Source organism: Oceanobacillus sp. FSL W7-1293, assembly GCF_037969815.1.
In the GTDB taxonomy this organism is placed as follows: domain Bacteria; phylum Bacillota; class Bacilli; order Bacillales; family Amphibacillaceae; genus Oceanobacillus; species Oceanobacillus oncorhynchi.
On sequence record NZ_CP150212.1, the window covers coordinates 3818136 to 3838053 of the forward strand.

Annotated in this window: 15 protein-coding genes; all 15 read right to left on the bottom strand. The window is 35.3% G+C overall.

Annotation, left to right across the window (positions count from 1 at the left end; genetic code table 11):
• Positions 1-7 precede the first annotated feature (7 nt).
• A complete protein-coding gene (locus tag MKY65_RS18735) occupies positions 8-832 on the bottom strand; it encodes a carbohydrate ABC transporter permease (protein WP_339179504.1) in 825 nt (274 codons plus the stop codon).
• Between the two features lie 3 nt (positions 833-835).
• Positions 836-1768, bottom strand: a complete 933-nt coding sequence (locus MKY65_RS18740; protein ID WP_339179505.1) for a sugar ABC transporter permease — start codon at positions 1766-1768, stop codon at positions 836-838.
• A gap of 21 nt (positions 1769-1789) precedes the next feature.
• Positions 1790-3088: an ABC transporter substrate-binding protein gene (locus tag MKY65_RS18745; protein WP_339179507.1), complete on the bottom strand. Its 1299-nt coding sequence runs from the start codon at positions 3086-3088 to the stop codon at positions 1790-1792.
• 73 nt (positions 3089-3161) lie between these two features.
• Positions 3162-4169, bottom strand: coding sequence for a substrate-binding domain-containing protein (locus MKY65_RS18750; RefSeq protein ID WP_339179508.1), 1008 nt, complete (start codon positions 4167-4169; stop codon positions 3162-3164).
• 333 nt (positions 4170-4502) lie between these two features.
• Entirely contained in the window at positions 4503-5126 is a 624-nt protein-coding gene (locus tag MKY65_RS18755) for a YesL family protein (protein WP_339179509.1), read from the bottom strand.
• A 23-nt stretch (positions 5127-5149) separates the two neighbouring features.
• Complete coding sequence (locus MKY65_RS18760; RefSeq protein WP_339179511.1) at positions 5150-6043, bottom strand: carbohydrate ABC transporter permease; 894 nt, start codon at positions 6041-6043, stop codon at positions 5150-5152.
• 12 nt (positions 6044-6055) lie between these two features.
• Positions 6056-6910, bottom strand: coding sequence for an ABC transporter permease subunit (locus tag MKY65_RS18765; protein ID WP_339185307.1), 855 nt, complete (start codon positions 6908-6910; stop codon positions 6056-6058).
• A 310-nt stretch (positions 6911-7220) separates the two neighbouring features.
• Positions 7221-8897, bottom strand: coding sequence for an extracellular solute-binding protein (locus MKY65_RS18770; RefSeq protein ID WP_339179513.1), 1677 nt, complete (start codon positions 8895-8897; stop codon positions 7221-7223).
• Positions 8898-9093: 196 nt separating this feature from the next.
• Positions 9094-10830: a sensor histidine kinase gene (locus MKY65_RS18775; RefSeq protein WP_339185309.1), complete on the bottom strand. Its 1737-nt coding sequence runs from the start codon at positions 10828-10830 to the stop codon at positions 9094-9096.
• A 16-nt stretch (positions 10831-10846) separates the two neighbouring features.
• Positions 10847-12385, bottom strand: coding sequence for a response regulator (locus MKY65_RS18780; protein WP_339179515.1), 1539 nt, complete (start codon positions 12383-12385; stop codon positions 10847-10849).
• Positions 12386-12704: 319 nt separating this feature from the next.
• Positions 12705-14174, bottom strand: coding sequence for a sucrose-6-phosphate hydrolase (locus MKY65_RS18785; protein ID WP_339179518.1), 1470 nt, complete (start codon positions 14172-14174; stop codon positions 12705-12707).
• A 255-nt stretch (positions 14175-14429) separates the two neighbouring features.
• On the bottom strand, positions 14430-15878 hold the full coding sequence (locus tag MKY65_RS18790) for a PTS transporter subunit EIIC (protein WP_339179519.1): 1449 nt from the start codon (positions 15876-15878) through the stop codon (positions 14430-14432).
• A gap of 19 nt (positions 15879-15897) precedes the next feature.
• Positions 15898-17553: an alpha-glucosidase gene (locus MKY65_RS18795; RefSeq protein ID WP_339179520.1), complete on the bottom strand. Its 1656-nt coding sequence runs from the start codon at positions 17551-17553 to the stop codon at positions 15898-15900.
• 103 nt (positions 17554-17656) lie between these two features.
• Complete coding sequence (locus MKY65_RS18800; RefSeq protein WP_339179523.1) at positions 17657-18649, bottom strand: LacI family DNA-binding transcriptional regulator; 993 nt, start codon at positions 18647-18649, stop codon at positions 17657-17659.
• Positions 18650-19087: 438 nt separating this feature from the next.
• The gene (locus MKY65_RS18805; protein WP_339179525.1) at positions 19088-19900 is read right to left on the bottom strand and encodes an SDR family oxidoreductase; all 813 of its coding nucleotides are present in this window, start codon (positions 19898-19900) and stop codon (positions 19088-19090) included.
• Positions 19901-19918: the final 18 nt, after the last annotated feature.

Here is a 19918-nt window from a genome sequence, read left to right on the forward strand (position 1 = left end):
TTATAATTTATCCTTTTATTGCTCCTCCGGTTAGACCGGAAATAATTCCTTTTCTAAATATAACTGTCAATATAACAATCGGCAGCATGGCAATGATTGAGCCAGCAAATATAGTACCGTATGGAATAGAATATGGTCCGCTGAACAATGCAATACCAACCGAAACCGTCCGCATAGACGGATCGGAATTTATAATTAATGCCAGGAAAAATTCAATCCATGTTGCGATATAAGTAAAAATTGCTGCTGTAAATAACCCTGGCTTAATTAAGGGAAGGTATATTTTGTAAAAAATAGTAAATACATTCGCTCCATCAACTCTTGCACTTTCTAGCAACGAAGTCGGTATCTGTACAAAATAATTTCGTAGTAACCAAACAGCGAAAGGCAAATTAAAAGCGATATAAGGAATAACCAGTCCAGTATATGTGTTCAACAAGCCGAGATTATTCAGCATAATATAAATAGCTGGTGCAACGGTAACTGGAGGAAACATCGATAGAATCAGCAATCCCACCATCATTGGATATTTATTCGGTAATGGCAGTTTTGCTATAGCAAAGGCTGCCATACTTGAAAATATTAGTACAATAATTGTTGCGGATACAGATACAATCATACTGTTGAATAAATTTTCTAAAAAACCAAAATCAACTAATGCTTCCCGATAATGATCTAGTGTCCAAGTTTCCGGTATTAAACTGGGCGGATAATCCCCCAATTCAGATGCCGGTTTAAAAGACGTAATAACTATCCAATAGAATGGGGCTATAATAATAGCCAAAAAACTAATCAAAACGGCATAACGGCCAGCAGTGGATAACCGTCGCATAGATTAAGACTCTCCTTTCACAACAGAGCGAATCAGCGGATAAAATGTAATTGACAACATAATAATGAAAAATACAACGCTTACAGCAATCGCTGAACCTAGACCAAAATTCAAATTCTGAAACAATGATTTTTGTGCTAACATTGCAACTGGTTGCGTAGCATTACCCGGTCCGCCGCCTGTTAATACAAACGGTAAATCAAATACCCCAAAAGCTTGTAATAAGCGAAAAATAATAGAAACTGCAATACTACCTTTAATAGCTGGCAATGTAATCTTCCAAAATTGTTGCCAAACATTTGCTCCATCCATCGAGGCTGCTTCATATTGATCCTTTGGAACCATTTGTAATCCTGCTAATAATATAATGACAACAAATGGTGTGGTCTTCCATATTTCTGCAATCATCATGCTGATAACAGCTGTATCGGGAGTCGCCAGCCAAGCAATTGGGCTGTCAATCAGATGAAGTGTTTCCAAAACATAGTTTAATACGCCATAAACAGCATTGTAGATGTATGACCACATCTGTCCGGATACGACAGTGATTAATGCCCATGGGATTAACATAACAACCAGAGATACATTTAATAAACGCTTCACTTTATTAATCGCTAGCGCAATTAACAGTCCTAGAACAATTTCAACAGCAACCGTGACAAAAGCAAAATAGAATGTAAACCATATGCTATCCCAATAAACCGAATTGGTGAAGATATCAATGTAATGCTGCAGCCCAATAAAATCGAATATATACCCGCTACTTGAGATATCTACATTGCTTAAGCTCATACGAATGGTGTAAAAAATGGGATAGAACATAATCGCTGCAAGCACTAGAAAAGCAGGAAGCACCATTAAATATCCGGGCACGTTTTTTTTCCATGGTCTATGATGCAAGGGTTGTTGGTTCACATTTTTAGTTCTATTTGACATGCCTAAACCTCTTTTCTTGTGTTATAATCCAGATTCATTTGCTGATTTTATTTGTTCTTCCATAACTTCCAGTATTTCCTTAACACCTCGATCTCTGACAAACATATCATTCACATTCATATATATACCTTCAGAAATAGCATTATAATTTGGAGATTTCGGCCTTGGTGTCGGAACTGCTTCTTGATAAATTTCTAATATAGGATATTCCTGAATCATTTCAGGATCTTCCGTAATACTGATATTGGTCGGAATCATATCATGTTTTTCTACCATCAGCCTTTGAGCTTCTTCACCTGTTAAATAATCCATAAAAGCTAAAGATGCTTCTAGGTTCTCTGTATTTGGATTGATAAACACATTCCATCCGGATTGTGTTGTATTACTTTCTCCGCCTTTAAAGGAAGGAAGCGGTACTATTCCTACATTTTCACTTATTGCAGAGGTATCCGGATCCTGTAATTGACCATAGTAACTCATCCAATTACGTAAGAAAGCTGCTGATCCTGAACTAAACGTATTCGTTGCTTCATCTTCATGAAAAGTAGCTACTGCATTTGGTGTTGCACCGCTCGTAAACAATTCTTTTACAAAGGACAAAGCTTTTTCAGTTTCCGGTGAGTTAATCACGACATTCTCATCTTCATCTAAGACATCCCCGCCTGCTGCACGTAAATATTCTAAGAAATTTGTCGTTAACCCTTCATAAGAAGCTCCCTGCCAAACGAACCCGTAGTCCACATATCCCTCTTCTTGTAATTGTATGGAGGTTTCTTGCAATTCTTCCCATGTGCTCGGAACAGGCAACCCCGCTTCTTCTAAAATATCCTCGCGATAATAAAGAACGCCGATATTATCATAGAATGGAGCACCATAGATTCCGCCTTCGTAAGTAACAGAATCAATCAATGTTTCTGGAAAACGATTCCAAAATTCCTCTGGCATTACATTTGACAAATCCATCGCAATGTTTGCATTCCCAAATTGTGCTGGCCAATTGGAATCCCCGCTGTAAATATCCGGTGTTTCGTTTTGCCCTCCAATTGTGGTCGTATAATAAGTTTGTGATTGATTTGTAGTAGACGGCGCTTCCTCCAACTCAACATTAACGTTTGGGTATTGTTCTTCAAACCCTTCTATTAATTCTTGTCTTAACCCTAATCCAGAAAGGCCTCCGCTTGACCATACAATTGTTCCTTCTGGCTCAGAATAGTCTACAGGTTCCTGCATATCCTCTTCAGAAGAAGCATTCTCATTGTTACTACAACCTACTATTAATAAAAGTAGAATAAGACTAGAAAACCAAATGATTTTTTTCATTTTCTTCATCCTCCAAGAAAAGTTAAACGTTTAACTTTAAAATTAAAAATAAGAAGTTTATCAAATTTATTATTTAAATTTTACTTTGAGTACATCCGCATGTCTCTCCAATAATCAATTTATTATTTAACTCCTCTGTCTTTTTATTTTCTCCGTTTTTTATATCTAATAACTTTTGTATTGCTTGCTCCCCTATTCTTTGAACAGGTTGTTCAATAATAGTGATTTGCGGATGTAAAAATTCCATCCATGGTTCTATGTCAAATCCTATAACTGCAATGTCATCAGGAATTTTTTTATCTCTTTTTTTCAACTCTCTATATGCTCCTAAAAGTAATTGGTTATTCGTAATGTAAACTGCTTCTATACGAGGATTTTGGTCCAATAATTGTTTCATTGCTTTCTGACCAGTTTCAATACTTCCGTCACCACAAGCTATAAAGCTGTCTTTTACAGGGAAACCAGCAGATTTCATTGCCTCCATATATCCCTGCTTTCGATCTTCCATAGAGGAAACTTCCGTATTTGCATAAATAATACCTATTTCTTTATAGGAATGTTCGTTGATTAGATGATTCACTGCTTCAACTGAAATTTGTTCATTATTTGTAGCTAACGTATATTCTTCCAGACCAGGCACTTTACGATCCAAAAAAACCATAGATGTGTTATTTAGATAGCGTTTTAATTTTTCCTTTGTCCATCCTTTTGTTGGTGCCATAATAATTCCTTCTGCTCTTTGTTGCATCAGAGAATCAAGAAATGATTGTTGTGCTTCTATGTCTTCCCCTGTACTTCCTACAATAATTTTCCACCCTAAGGCTTCTGCTTGAACCTGTATTCCATTAAGTACATCTGTAAAAAATGGATTATAACCAATGGTTAAAACACCAATTAGTTGGCTAGAACCAGATTTAAGCTGGCGAGCGGATGCATGTGGTATATAACCTAATGCTTCAACAGATTTTAACACTTTCTCTTTCGTTTCTTTCTTTACAGATTTTGTGCCATGTAATACATGCGATACTGTAGCTGTTGATAAACCGCAATGTTTACTTACATCTTTTAAAGTTACGTTCAAAAGACACCCTCTCCTAAATAAAAAAGTTAAACGTTTAATATTTAATTACATAATAAAGATATCGCTTTCAATTGTCAATAATTATTGAATTTTTTTAGAAACAAAAGACAAATTTATTAATTCGATTTATATATATTGCATTAGTAAATGCAACACTCTTTGTAGTAACACCATACAATGTTTAAATAGAATTTCTTAATAAGTTGACTTAAACAACTTATTAAGAAATTCCGCGAACTCACCCGCTAAAATCTGACAGTTTATCAAAGAATTTGTTTAATATACTAGAATTTTATTCAGCTGTTACTAATATTAGTTTCCAAAAATCTACTGTTAAGTTTCATACTTATCAAATAATCTCCTAATCATAAACGAGCTAATATAAATAATTAATGAAAAACCGATAAAAATATCCAAATATATTTTTATCACGAATACGAACGGTGAAAAAAACATTAAAACAGTTGGCCCCAGTGTCATAACTATAATTAATAACGTTAGAAAAGGATTAGCTATACTCATTTTTAATACATTTATGCAAGCTTGTTTGATCGTACACTTATAACGAGCAATATATGGAAAAATCAATACAAGATATATACAGAAAATTGCCGAGAACATTACTAAACTCATTAAAATGATTGTTGAAGATTTTCCAGTATAAAATTGTAAAAAGAAATAATTTAGCACTAAAATCATACCGAATAAAGCTAAAAATCCCCAAACAAGCGTACTTTGTTTGAAATTATTTTTGAATGCCTGCCAAAATCCGTTGATTAGTCCGCCCTCTTCCCCTCTAACCATTTTCAACGTGAGTGAAAACATGGCAGTAACAGAAGCACCAATTGTAATAATTGGCAAACAGCAAAGGATAAACACTATATTTAGTAAAATCAATTCTACTACTCTAGACAAAAAATGATATACAGGACCATCTATCCTTAAGATACTACCCATGTTTTATTCCTCCCCAGTTGACACTATTCTTTAACAGATCCTACAACAATCCCCGTTACAAAGTATTTTTGAAGAAAAGGATAAATCAATAATAAAGGAATCGTAGAAACTACTATCTTTGCAGCATTAAGATTACGATTCTGTACTTCAGCAATATTCTGCAGCGCATCACTATTTGTACCAGACCTCACCAACTCAGAAATATCAATGGTAAGAGACTGAATATAGGTCATAATCGGATAGTTACTTACTTGACTCATATAAATAAGTCCCGTCATAAAATCATTCCAGTTACCTACAATACTAAACAATGCCACTGTTGCCAGAGCAGGCAAAGAAACCGGAATATAGACTTTAGTTAATATTTGCAGTGGACTGGCACCATCAATAATAGCTGCTTCTTCCAAAGATTTTGGGACACCGACAAAGAAATTCATAATTAAAATCACGCTAAAAATTGGTACTGCCCCCGGTAAGACTAAAACCCAAATGGTATCTAATAAATTCAGGTTCCTGATGATAATATAGGTCGGAATTAATCCGCCGCTAAATAACATGGCAAAAATAATGATGTTCATATAGATATTTCTACTCTTGAATTCACGTTTCGTTTTGGATAATGGGTAAGCCATTAACACAATTAATGTCAAGTTAATTACTAAAGCAAGCACCACGCGCTGTACAGATATAAAGAATGATCTCCAGAACTGTGCATCCTCCATAATCATTTCGTAAGCACCTGTTGAAAAATTGACCGGCGTAAGTCCAACTATGTTAGCCGCCACTGCTGCCCCGCTGCTGAAGGATATAGCAACGATATTCCACAAGGGTAATAGACATATTAACCCCAAAAATATAACGATAAGATAAATGATAAATTTTCCCATTTTCGTGGAGAGACTATTTCCTTGTATCATTTATACTCCCCCTTAGAATAATTTTCTTTCTGTGAATTTTTTGGCTATATTATTAGCTGACAGTATTAGAATCAAACCAATTACAGATCTAAACAAACCTACAGCTGCTCCAAAACTGTAATCACGCCCGACCAGACCTTCTCTATATACATAAGTATCAATCGTATCTCCAGTTTCATAAACCATTGGAGAATAGAGGTTATATACTTGATCAAAGCCGCCTTCTAATACACTTGGGAGACTTAAAATGGCTAAGAGCAGGATAATCGGCAGCATCCCCGGTAAGGTAATATGCCAAACACGTTTCCACCAATTTGCTCCATCCATACTGGCAGCTTCATGCAAGCCTGGATCGATAGAAGCAATAGCAGCTAAATAAATCACGGAGTTAAAGCCAAACTCTTTCCAGACATCCGAACCAATTAATAAGGGCTGAAACCAGGTATTACTTCCAAGAAAATTAATTCTATCCAGATCGAACGAATCTAAAATTTGATTAACCGTTCCGTCCAAACTAAATAAATTGACCACAACCGTTGCCAAAACTACCCATGATAAAAAGTGAGGTAAATAAACAATAGTCTGTACAGATTTTTTAAGCAATTTCACACGAATTTCATTTAATAAAATCGCAAATGCAATTGCAAGCAGCGAACCAAAAATAATTTTCCCTAATGCAATTACAATTGTATTCCGAAACACTTTTCCAATATCAGGAAGGTTGAACATATAACTGAAATGTTCCAGTCCTACAAACTCTGAGCCAAAGAAACCTTTTGCCGGTACAAAATCCTGAAAAGCCATGATGATTCCAAACATTGGCGCAAAGCTAAATATAAGCAAAAAAATCATTCCTGGCGCTAGCATAGCGTGGTAGGTTAATTTCGCCTTTTTCACATCTTTCTTACGATCACGTGTAGGTGCAACCTGATTATTTATTGCCAACTTCTTTCCCTCCTTTAAAGAAAACTTGGTATTCGTTAAAGGGAGTCTTGAAAGCGTATTTTGCTTTCTTAGAATCCCTTATGCTCTGGAGTGCAAGCCTTTCGGCGAATGCCTTAGTTGCGCTTATACTTGGTACCTAAAAATTTTTACTACGTCGAATCACTTCTGCGCTAAAATTTTATGCTTTCCTAATGTGTAACAGAGGGGCTGTTGCTCAGCCCCTCTTCACTATCTATTCTTGTTGAGTCAGCTCTTCTTCTATTTCATCCAGGATTTCGTTACCGCCTTGATTATGCCAGTTGTCAACAAACGTATCAAAATAATCAACCGGCTCTGCTCCTGTTATAATCTTAATAAAGTCTTCTTCTTCTAACTTTGTTAGGTTAGCTCCTTTTTGTTCCATGGTTGGTGTGTTCACCACATAAGCTGCTTCTACCCAATTAAATCGTTCTTCTTCCGTCAGCTTGTTCATTAACCCCCACCCTACAATACGGGAATGATAGCTGGACCAGTTAGAAGTTGGTGCGTCCTCAGGATTTTCCGTATAATTTTCAATTCCATTTATACTTTGTCTAACTTGAGGATTAGTAATTTCTTCAACAGCCATCTCTTCATTCAAAACAGCTTGAACATCTTGATAATCATCCAAATATGTCTGCATTGGAAGAACTACGATGTTAAATGGTTTCGTTGAATCATCGACACCTTGTTCCAAATATTCTGCGACCTCAGGGAACGTATTTTCCATATCCTCTTCTGTTGTATTTTCAATGTCGTCATAAAATAAGTTCAACATTTCGACTGCTTTTTCTGGATGCTCATATCCTTTCCTGACAACGATAAAATTACTGCCTGTTGTTTTTTGTTCGGGTACATTTACTTTGCCCTCATCATCCGCTAATGCATAAGCTGTAAATCTTGCATCATTATCCATCTCTCTAATATTCGATAACCCCCAGTCCGGTATATGCCAAGGGCCTGTTGCGATACCTGTTTGCCCATTTGTAAGCAAGGCCATAATGTCATCAAATGATCTCGTTCCAAATTGCGGGTCAATGATACCTTCCTCAAACCAGTCATTCATTAATTCAAGTGCTTGTTTTGTACCTTCTGACGTTGATCCATAGGAAATACTGCCATCTTCTTCTATTAAATATTTTTTAGGCTGTCCTTCATAAACCGCAGCAATAGAATTCATCGTAAATGATCCATAATCTCCTGCATTTAAATAATTTTCAAAAGGTATCCCAACCGGATTGCCAGAATCACCTGGATCATTTTCGATGAAAGATTTCGCAACTTCTTCCAATTCATCCAAAGTAATCAGGCTGTCTCCATCTTCATCTATTGATAAATCTAATTCTTCTAACCAATCCTCACGTATCCAAACCATTTGCGGTGCTGCCAGAGACTCCGTTCCTGGAAGTGCCATAAGGCTGTCCTCAAAGGTCGCATCTTCTAAAGGCTGATTATCATAGGTGGCATAGGTTTCTTTAATATAATCACTCGCATTTTCTTCATATACATCGCTTAAATCTTCAATTAAATCATTATCGACTAAATCTTTTAGCTCCTCTCTGGAAACGATCATCATATCTGGTAAATCTCCAGAAGAAATAGCCAAAGCTACTTGCCTGTTATAGTCTTCTCCCTCTGCTTCGAATGCATTTCGAATCTCTATATCTAATACTTCTTCAGCTACACGAGTATACGCATTATCTTCAAAAGTATCCCCTTCAGGCAGTTTAGGATTGGAGCCTGTCGAACGGCCGATATTGATAATAGGCTTGCCATCTTCTGTTGTTGTTTCCCCATCATTGGAAGATTTCTGTACACATGCAGCTAATGTACTGGTTAGCATCAATAAAATTATTAAGAATTTAATACTTTTAAATGAATCCGTTTTCATTTCCTTGTAATCCCCCTTCATATTCTGTCTTTCTAGCAAAATCATGGCCATCGATTTCGTATAAATTTATTTTAATTGATGTTTGACGCATGGGAAATATCAAATAATCCGTTTTCATATACTATTTTCCGGAATATTTTATTATTTTCATGCTTGAATTAAAAAAACCCCACAACTATTTTGTGGAGTTTTTCTCCTATTCATCTACATGGTGAGACAATTGTGTCTCTCCATGAACAATTGGGATAACCAAAGTTACTTTCGTATAGTAATCCATTTCACTTTCATACCTTAAACCGTAAGAAGAACCATAAAATAATTGCACTCTATTATGGACATTTCTAACACCATATCCTTCCGCCTTGGTAGTTAAGATGGACTGTAGCTTCGTTGGGTCTATTCCTACTCCATTATCAGTCACAGAAAATTCTAATGTATTTTCTATTCTTTTTAATTTGATCATCAATTTCCCACGCTCAGAACTTTCTTTATGGTCGATTCCATGATTAATAGCATTCTCCACTAATGGCTGTAAAAGTAAATTTAACATGGTATAGTGATAAGTTGATTTATCCAGTTCATAATGTACATCAAATGAATTGGAATGCATTAATTGTTGAATATTTATATAAGAAATCACATTTTCAAGTTCTTTCTCTACTTCTATAATACTTCTCCCTTTATTTAAAGTAGTTCGATAAAAGCTGGACAGGTGTTGAGCCATCTGGCTGATCTCTTCTTGTTCTGCCATAATAGCTTTACTATTAATCAATGAAAGGCTATTGTAGAAAAAATGCGGATTGATTTGCGCCTGTAAAGCTTTCATTTCATATTCTTGCTGGGCAATTTTACTTTTATATACCTGATTGATCATATTATTTAATTTATTGACCATATCTCCAAATTGTTTGATTAAGCTTCCAATTTCATCCGTACCGCTGTTAAAAACGGAGACTGTCAAATCTCCTTCTTCTATCTTTCGCATATTTTTCGATAGTTTTTCTAGTGGTCTAACCACTACTTTTGCCAATAAATAAATAGATAATACCATAATTAAAATACTTAATAAGATAACCAATACAACCGTTACTCTCATCGGAAGCGTAGCAGCAGAAATAATATCAGTCGGCCGATATAAATAAACAGTCCAACTATAAGAAGGTAATTCAGCTTGTTGAATGACAAAATCAGATTCAATGTTATCAACACCTTCTGCTGACTCTAATAACGAAAATTTACCTTCCAGACTTCTATCAGAAAATGTTTCATATGAATAAACAGGATTTCCGTCACTGTCCAAAATTGCGACACCATAATCCTCTTCAAATAAACTGGACATTGCAACAAAAAATTGTTGATAATTTATTTCCATTTGAAGAATATTATTATACATTCTGCGTTCATCAAATATTGGATAAATCAGCTTAAATGTTTCATCCTCCGATGAAGCTATCAAAGTTGGCCGATTTGAGTCCTTGGTACTGTTAAACCAGCTATTTTGATTAATGTCTGCCAGTGGTCTCAGTAATTGATCATACGGGTTCATTTGATTATCGGTATAAACGGTAATAGAATCAATATCCGTCTGTAAAGTTGGCGGGGTAGCCAAAGTAGGAGCCAATGTATCATTATAAAACTTATACATTTCATAGTTGTTATCATACTCTGCAGTTAATCCATTTTTTATTTCATCATTCCATACAATTTGATTAACTATATTCAAATAATTATCGATTTTATAATCTATATTTAGAATGGACTGGTTTAATGCTTCAGAAAGATTTTCATTTTCACGGGTAACTAATGCATCTTGTATTTGGTAATACCACATACTTCCTAACGTCATAATAGGCAAACAGCTGGCAACAATACAAATCAATAATATTTTCTTTCGGAATTTTAAATTAATAAAGCCTTGTTTAAAAAGATTCATCTCATTCACTTCACCTCTACCTTCTTTTCATCTCCCGGTATTTTTTGGGACTGACACCTAAATGCTCTCTAAAAATTCTAATAAAATAGGAATCGTTTTTATAACCAATTGTTTTACTTATAGTATTCACTTTCATATTGGTATTACTAAGCAATTCCTCTGCTTTATTCATCCTTACCTGTTTAATATATTTATTAATTCCTACCCCAGTATCCTGTTTGAACTTATCACTTAAATAGCCAGGCGTTAAATATACTTTTTCCGCTAACATGTCCAAACCCAGGTCCTTTTCTATATTTTCTACAATATATTGTTTTACTATTTCAATGACATGTTTAGATGAATTTTTTTCTTCTTCTAATCCTTTTATTACTTTCCTTTGTACTTCCAGTAAAGTCTGCTTGATGTCAGAGAAATGTTTATAAGAGTAGATTAATTCAATGTACCTATTCATGCTGTCTTTACTGTATTCCGGCATTGTCTGAAAAAACAGCTGCAGCACCCGGGCGAACAAGAAGCGAAGATAACCTTGTGAAGTCTTCGTTCTTTTATCGTACTTTTGAATAATGACAGTTATCTTTTTCTCTAACTCTATCGTATCTGCCTGTTGAAGCGCTTTTTCAATTTCTTCTAATAAATATTCGTCTTCTTTATACTCTTTACTATCTGTTAATGGTGTATCAATTGGATAAATAAAGACATCTGAATAAAAAAAGCGATCTTTTAAATAGCCTTCTAACTCATTATACGTTTGAGCCATTTGAACTGGATTTTTCATATGATTACTTACAGAAAGAACACAATTAATTCCATATGTTTCTTGGATTTTTTGTTGTATTTGCGTAGCAGCTTCCTTATATGTAATTGGTATCCTTAAATTATCTTTAAATAGTAAGACGATTTGAAAAGGATTTAGATTAATTACGTCATATTTACTATCAAACGTGGCTCTCTTAATTACTTCATAAAAATATTCATTTTCTTCCTCAAACAAACTATCCAAAAAAGCAGTATCAGAATGGACAAGAATCATTCGATTATAGTCATTCAAAAAATCAAAATTTAAGAAAGGGTATTCATTTTTCAATATATCTATCGGTGTTTGATTTAATAAACGATATAGAATATGCTGTTTTATAAATAATTGATTTACTTCTCTTTTTTCTTGCTCCTCTTTACGTTTTCTAATATTCCTCATTACTTCTGTCATTGTTTGATTAAATTCTTCTGGTTTAACAGGCTTTAATATATAATTATCAGCTCTTAGCGTTAGCGCTTTCTTAACAAAATTAAAATCATCATGACCGCTAAAAAATATAATTTCTATATCATCATAGCGCTCTCTTACTTTCGTTGCTAATTCTATACCGTTTACAAAAGGCATTTGCACATCAGTAAGTAAAATATCAGCAGGGCTTCTCACTAATTCTTCAAAAGCTTCTTTCCCATTAGACGCTTCTACGATTTCTAACTCGAAATCAAATTTTTTTAATAAAAAACGAATGACGTTTCTTTCATCTTTTTCATCATCTACAATTAGAATACGATACATCATCCCACCTCCTCTTTATTAAAATATAACATTCATTTAAAGATATGAACTATGGTTATTCTAATTTATCTTTTGAGAAAACTTCATAATTTACTATCATTTGTCTGATGTATAACTTAAAAAGGATAAATAATGAATAAAAAAGAACCCATTTCCGATAAAGTTAATAGTATCACAATTAACTACCAGAAAAGAGTTCTTATAATGGCTGCTTTATTTTAAATTACACTTTGTTTCAAACTAAATTAAAATTATTTAACAATCGAGAAGAACTATCCTCCAATACCAAGAAAATAGCTTATCATAAATTTTTCAACAATGATCAATCCCCATATTCCCATTTTTTCATATCCCAAGATACTTCCGTATCATCAGCAAATATTTTAACCCCTTGGCTCTCTTCTTGGGGAAAAATTCTTGTCGTAAAAACAAGTTCCCCATCATTTACAAAAATCTCTATAGAAGAAGTATCTACAAAAATACGTAAAGAAATTTTATTATCTGTATAAGCAGCCTGACGTATTGTACCATAATCTACAGCTACCGGCTCTCCGGAATTGCTGCGATCAAGCACTACTTTTTGAAGCTCCGTGTCTAAATAGAGCAATGTCTCCTCTTCTTTTCCTGTACGAAGCTTTAGTCCGCCTGTACCATCTTCCACCTTCAGATTGCAAACTAACTCATACGTTTTCCCTGAAAAGTTTTCTAGATATTTTTCTTCTTTGCTCAGCTTTCCTTGCCATTCCGTCAGAGAGCCTCTCTTTTCTTCTAATTCCTTCACTGGTGACTGATATACCTTATTATTTTTAATGTACAGTTCTCTAGGTATTGTCAGACAATTCGCCCACATATCTTTATCAGCAGGATACGTTATATCAGGAAGCCCCATCCACCCAATTAAAATCTGACGTCCATCCGGAGCCTGTGTGGTCTGTGGCGCATAAAAATCAAATCCTGCATCCAGCTCCTGAAAACCGCCGCTTTGGAAAGAATACTCTTCTATATTAAGACTCCCGATAAAGCATCCGGAGTTATGTACATTTTGATAAAAATCCCCTTCTGATTCAAGTCCTTGAGGAGATAGTAACAGTACATCTTTTCCATCAATTTGAAAGATATCTGGACATTCCCACATGTAACCAAAGTTCTCAAAGTTTGTTTTTAGTTCACCTTCAAAGCTCCAGTTACGTAAATCAACAGATTTATAGATTAAAACACAGCCTGTATGATTTTCTCTTTCTGCTCCGATAATCATATAAAATATATTATCATTCTTCCAAACCTTAGGATCTCGAAAATTCGCAGTATATCCTTCTGGCTGTTTTGGAATAACCGGCTCCTCCTGCTTAGTAAACTTTCCATGCTTATCCATGACAGTAAAGCTTTGAGAAGATTCACGGTTCCAATCCTGATCACGTTTATTCGCTGTGTAGAATAAATACAATAAATCATCTTTGACAATACCTGAACCAGAAAATATTCCATGACTTTCATGCTCGTATTCAGGTGCGATGCCCAGCCCTTTTTCTTGCCAGTGAATTAAATCCTCTGATTCAACATGATACCAATGTTTCATTCCATGAACAGGTCCAAAAGGGAACCATTGATAAAACAAGTGATACTTTCCTTGATAGAAAGTAAAACCGTTAGGGTCATTTAATAATCCATATGGAGGCTGTATATGAAATTTCTGTCTCCATATGCTATTGTTCACTATTTCTAATAATTCCTGTTCTTCTACTTCTGTCATTTCACAGTAGTGGCGGTACCGCGTTGCTCTTGTCCAAGACATATTATTTTTCAGTGCTCCCTTCCAAATCCCACGAATCAATCTAAATTTATCATATTTTCATAGGTAAGAAGATACGCTCTCCTCTTACCAGTAAATTACCTCTTAATTTATATGAGTGTGTTCAAAAAGTTCGATACAAAGTAAAGCAGTGCTGTTCATTTCAAAGAAACAGCATTTATGCAATTAATACATAAGCTGCAGAAAATAAACGAACAGACTTTCACAGAGTGGTGTTGAACTTTTTGAACACACTCTCTAAGCACTTTTCGTTTCCTGTTTTTCGTTCGGTTCACTAAGCAGCTCTTTTGGAACGGCAAAGATAGAAGTCAAAATAAAAGCTAAAACGAAGGTCGCAACCCCTACAACAACATAGGTGACAAATTGATATCCACTGTAAATGTACATTAATGGCGATAAAATAACTGCCAATCCGTATGAATTAGCCTGTATACCCAAGATAGATAACACCATTCCTCCCAAGGCCGAGGATAGAAGCATCACGGTTAACGGACGTGTTCCATATCGAATGGTAATACCGAAGAGTGCAGGTTCACTAACCCCTAATAGCTGTGTAACCCCAGCACTGGTGCCCATTACTTTAATATTCTTTTTCTTGCTGCGCCGGCTGATTGCAAAACATACGGCAGCGTTCGCAAATCCATACATCGCACAAATTGTAATGAGGGGATTAAAACCGGTCGAAGCCAGCAGGGTTGTTTCAATCATAAAGAAAAGATGATGCATCCCTGTCATCACAGCCAACGGATAAATCAGTCCAACGATAAACCCTCCGATACCTAATGGCACCTCAATCAATGCTGTGACAACATATACAAGCCCACTTTCAACAACATGAAGTACCGGACCAAGTACAAGCAATCCTCCCAGCACACTGATAATAATAACGAAAAATGGTGTAAACATTAAATCAAGAGAATCAGGCATTTTTGCACGTAACCTTATTTCCACTTTTGCTGCTATAAGTCCTACAACAAGTGCCGTTAAAACGCTTCCTTGATAACCGACAATTGGAATAAATCCAAAAGCAAGCAAAGGCTCTACACTTGATGCTGCATCCGCTACCTCATAAGCGTTTGGCAAGGCAGGTGATACAAGCATCAATCCGATAACAAACCCAATAATCGGGGTTCCGCCAAATTTCTTATTGGCTGACCAACAGATTAAAGCCGGCAGAAAAGCAAACACAGTATCCGTCAACACGGAAATCAGTGTTAATATAGACTCGGGGATAGCGTCTGGACTTGTTCCAAAGAAACCTAAAACAGTCTCATTTAGGATTACACCTTGTAATCCAAGAAACAGCCCTGTTGCTACAATTCCGGGAATAATTGCAATAAATACATCCGCTAAGGTTCTTACTCCCCGCTGTATTTTTCCCTTGTTTGATTTTTGACTTTGTTCACCCTGGTTAATTTGCTGTCTTTCTTCATTGTCCGTTTCACCAGCAATCGTTTTGTAAACTTTATTTACAATCCCTGTACCAAGGATTACTTGAAATTGTCCAGAATGATAGAAAACACCTTTGACTAATTCTATGTCTTCAATCGCCTCTTGATCGATAGACTCTTTATCCTTGACATTAAAACGCAATCTCGTTGCACAATGAGTTACCGATTCAATATTGTCTTCCCCTATAATTTTTACAATTTGTTCCCCAGTTTGTTTGTATTGATCCTCAGACATTCTTTTGCTCCCCCCCCTGTTAGCCAATTGTAATTCCCTGATAGGGTTCCATGATAATCTCTTCTCCTGTTATCACGGGCTTCGATTGACTGTGTAAAATAATGTTCTCGGCTGATTCGTTTAATACTACTTTTTTCTTTTCTGTACTTAAATTAACTAAAATAACTATTCTTTTTTCTTCATCCGCACGCTCATATGCAATGACTTCTTCCGGAACATCTTTTATTTCTTTTATATTTCCAAAAGTTAATACGCTGCTCCATGCACTGTTTCGTCTTAACTGAATCATTTTTTGATAAAATGTATAAACAGAATTATTCACCGCATTGATTTCCGGATATTCTTCTGTCATATCCAGCCATGGTTTTCCTGTTGTAAAACCGCCGTAACGTTCCCCATTCCACGGAAATGGTGTTCTCGTATTATCACGGCTTCGCATGTTAACAAAGTGAAGTGCTTCCTCTTCCGTAAACCCTTCCTGTATAGAACGGTAATAATTATCAATGCTGGAAATATCGTTAAATGCATCGATTGCCGAACGATTAAAATTTTTCATTCCAAGCTCTTGTCCTTGATAAATAAATGGTGTTCCTCTTAAAAAGAAATACAACATTCCGAATGTTTTTGCAGTTTCTGGTGTTTGCCATTCTTTCTCTCTCACCATCTTAGATAGAACACGGGGTTGATCGTGATTTTCTAAAAAGTTCGCTCCCCAACCAGCATTTTGCAGTGCACGCTGGGATTGAAATAATAACTCTTTGAATTCGGAAACAGTCCAGTTTGTCCGCTTAAACCAATCCGACCCTGATTCCACATCAATATCTGCATAATGAAAATCAAATATCATTGAAAAATAACCATCTTTGCCAATAAATCGATGAAAATCTTCATATTTTACTCCTGGCGCTTCACCCACTGTGACTGCATCATATTTTTCAAAAGTATTCGCTTTCAACTCATTTAGAAAGTTTTCAATTCCAGGACGGTTTCGTGTTTTATGCTTACAGGAAACAAGGCCATCTGCTCCATCCGCCGGAAGGCTTGCATAATCGCTATCCTTCTTGATAAAAGTGATAGAATCGATTCGAAAACCTTCTACCCCTTTATCCAGCCAGCGATTAATCATAGCATATAATTCCTGACGCATTTCTTTGTTTTCCCAATTCAAATCCGGCTGTTTTTTGTCAAACACATGCAAGTAGTATAAATCTTCATTAGGGAGTTTTTCCCACACAGACCCTCCAAAGATAGAACGCCAATTATTTGGCGGGTTACCGTTAACTCCTGTTTTAAAAATATAATAATCCCGGTATTTACTTAAAGGATCTTTTAGTGCTTCCTGAAACCAGAAATGTTCATCTGAAGTATGGTTTATAACCAAATCCAATATAATTTTAATATTTCGTTTTTTCGATTCTGCTAAAAGCTGGTCAAAGTCATCCATTGTTCCAAATTCCGGATTTATTCCTTCAAAATCAGAAATATCATAGCCATTATCTATCATCGGTGATGTAAAAATAGGGCAAATCCAAATCATCGTAATCCCCAATTCTTCCAGATAATCTAATTTTTTTGTAATCCCTTTCAAATCTCCGATACCATCACCATTAGAATCATAAAAGCTCTTCGGATAAATTTGATATACTACTTCATCTTGCCACCACTTCGTTTCCAACAGTTTAACCTCCTTTATACTTACCTGTGGAACCGATTCCACATTCATTATATGGAATCGGTTCCACATTTCTTATAATAACATATTTAATACTTGGGCAATCTTATCTTTTTCTTTTTGTTTTGTCAATACTATTTTTGGGAAGCACTTGATAATCAACTTTCATTGTTTCAGGAGTGGCTTTCTTTCCTCTCATACGAACAATGCTTTCAGCAGCAATATGACCCGCCTTATAATAATCATAATGAACGGTTGTCAGTTCAGGAGTCAAGTAGCTGGAAATTTGATAATTACCAAAACCCGTTAACGAAATATCTTCTGGAATACGAAGATTTTTTTCATATATTGATTTCATTGCACCAATGGCGATATTGTCTGTTGCACAAATTAATAAATCCGGCTGTACTTCACTTAAAAGTTCTTTGGTTTTATACATTGCATTATCAATTGAAAAGTCCGTATAATAAGTCAAGATTTCTTCATTCTGCTCCTGGGCAAACCGATCAACAAATCCTTTTTTCCTTAAAAAACCAACCGATTTATCCTCTTCCCCCACTCCAAGGTAAACTTTCTTTGAAAAATTATATGACGTTAAATAATCTGCAAGATCATATGCTGCTTCGTAATCCTTATATACAATACAGTTTAATCTTTTATCCTCTTGACCAATAACGATAACAGGAACCTCTATCGCTTCAATCACATGAATATGTTCATCAGTTATTTTTGTAGCTAAGAGTATAATTCCAGCAACCTTCATTTTTGCCAGTCGCTTCAAATATTCAATTTCTTTTTTAGAACTTCTATCTGTGTTCTCAATAAGAATATTATAATTTAACTGTTTCAATTCTTTATCGATTCCCTGCAGCGTTGTTGTTACAGAATATGAGTCAAATCTGGGAATAATCACCCCAATTGTGGGATTACTTTCTAAGCGCAAATTTTGTGCATAAGAGTTAGGAATATATTCCAGTTCCTTAATTGTCTGTTCAATCTTTTTTCTTGTTGCTTCACTGACATATCCATCATTTAAATACCTGGACACGGTGCTCTTTGCAACTCCTGCTTTTTCAGAAATATCTCGAATTGTGGCCATAATTTCTATCCTTTCAGCTCTGAACGTCTTCTATTCTTATTAGATATTATATCTGATTATCCTGCCATTTTCACTCATTGTATAATTAACACCTGAATTATTCCTGGAATATTGCAGCCTTACAAATTCTTACCTACCACCGTATAGTCGTTGCAAATAAATAAAGCAATAAGCAATAATATAAGAAATTGCTCATTTAAGTGTTTTTAGCTTACCATTAAAATTTATTTTAACTTTGATATGGACTAATTTTCATTTCTGTCATTTTCAAAATGACACCCAAAATACCAAATCACATTTATAGAGTGACTTGGTATTTTTAATAAATTAAATCTAATTATACTGTACGCTTAAAGATACATTAAATATAGGAATTAAGTAGATATTCATTATCAAATCTAAAACCAATTAAATAAATCAAACAACACTCCCCCCTCTTTAAGTCCTCCATCGTGCAAATCCGCCTTCTGAATTAATCACCTGCCCTGTAATCCAGGAAGCTTCATCCGTTAATAACCAGCTTATGAGATTAGCCGTATCACTGGGTTCTCCAAAACGATTAAATGGGAATTTACTTCTTACCTCTTTCCATTTACTTTCTGTTAGATAACCTGTGTCTACTGGACCAGGATTCACTGTATTAATTGTAATATTTTTTTCAGCTAATTCATCAGCTAACGTAAGGACGATTTCTGCTAATCCGCCTTTTGCAGTAGCATAAGCCACTTCTCCGGGCATAGGACCTTGCTGCTGTCCGGAAGTCATAAAAATAATCTTTCCAATATTTTTTTCGGATGAATGCTGTTTCATAAATGATTGGGCAAGCAGCAGCGAAGAGCGTGTATTTATAATATAGTGTTTGTCAATCATCTCTGCCGTTAGTTCTTCTAAAGGCCCATCGGAACCACTCAAGGCATGATTACAAACTAGAGCATCTACATGTCCGCAGTGCTTTTTGATTTCTTTAAATAATTCCTTAGGAGCAGAAGCATCCATAAAATTTCCTTTAAACTCATGAAATGATGCGTCTTCTACAAGCTCTGCTTTAACTCCCTCTATCACAGCATTTAAGTCGTCAGCTCCCCAATCCTGCTCTCGATCATGTGCTTGATAATGTTGAATAATAACAGAAGCCCCAAAAGCAGCTGCTTTTCTGGCTATAGCATATCCTATTCCGGCTCGTCTGCTGACCCCTGTGATCAAGATTTTTCTACCTTTTAATGGATACTGTTTCCTTTTTAATTCGCTCATGACTTTCTCCTTGTATAT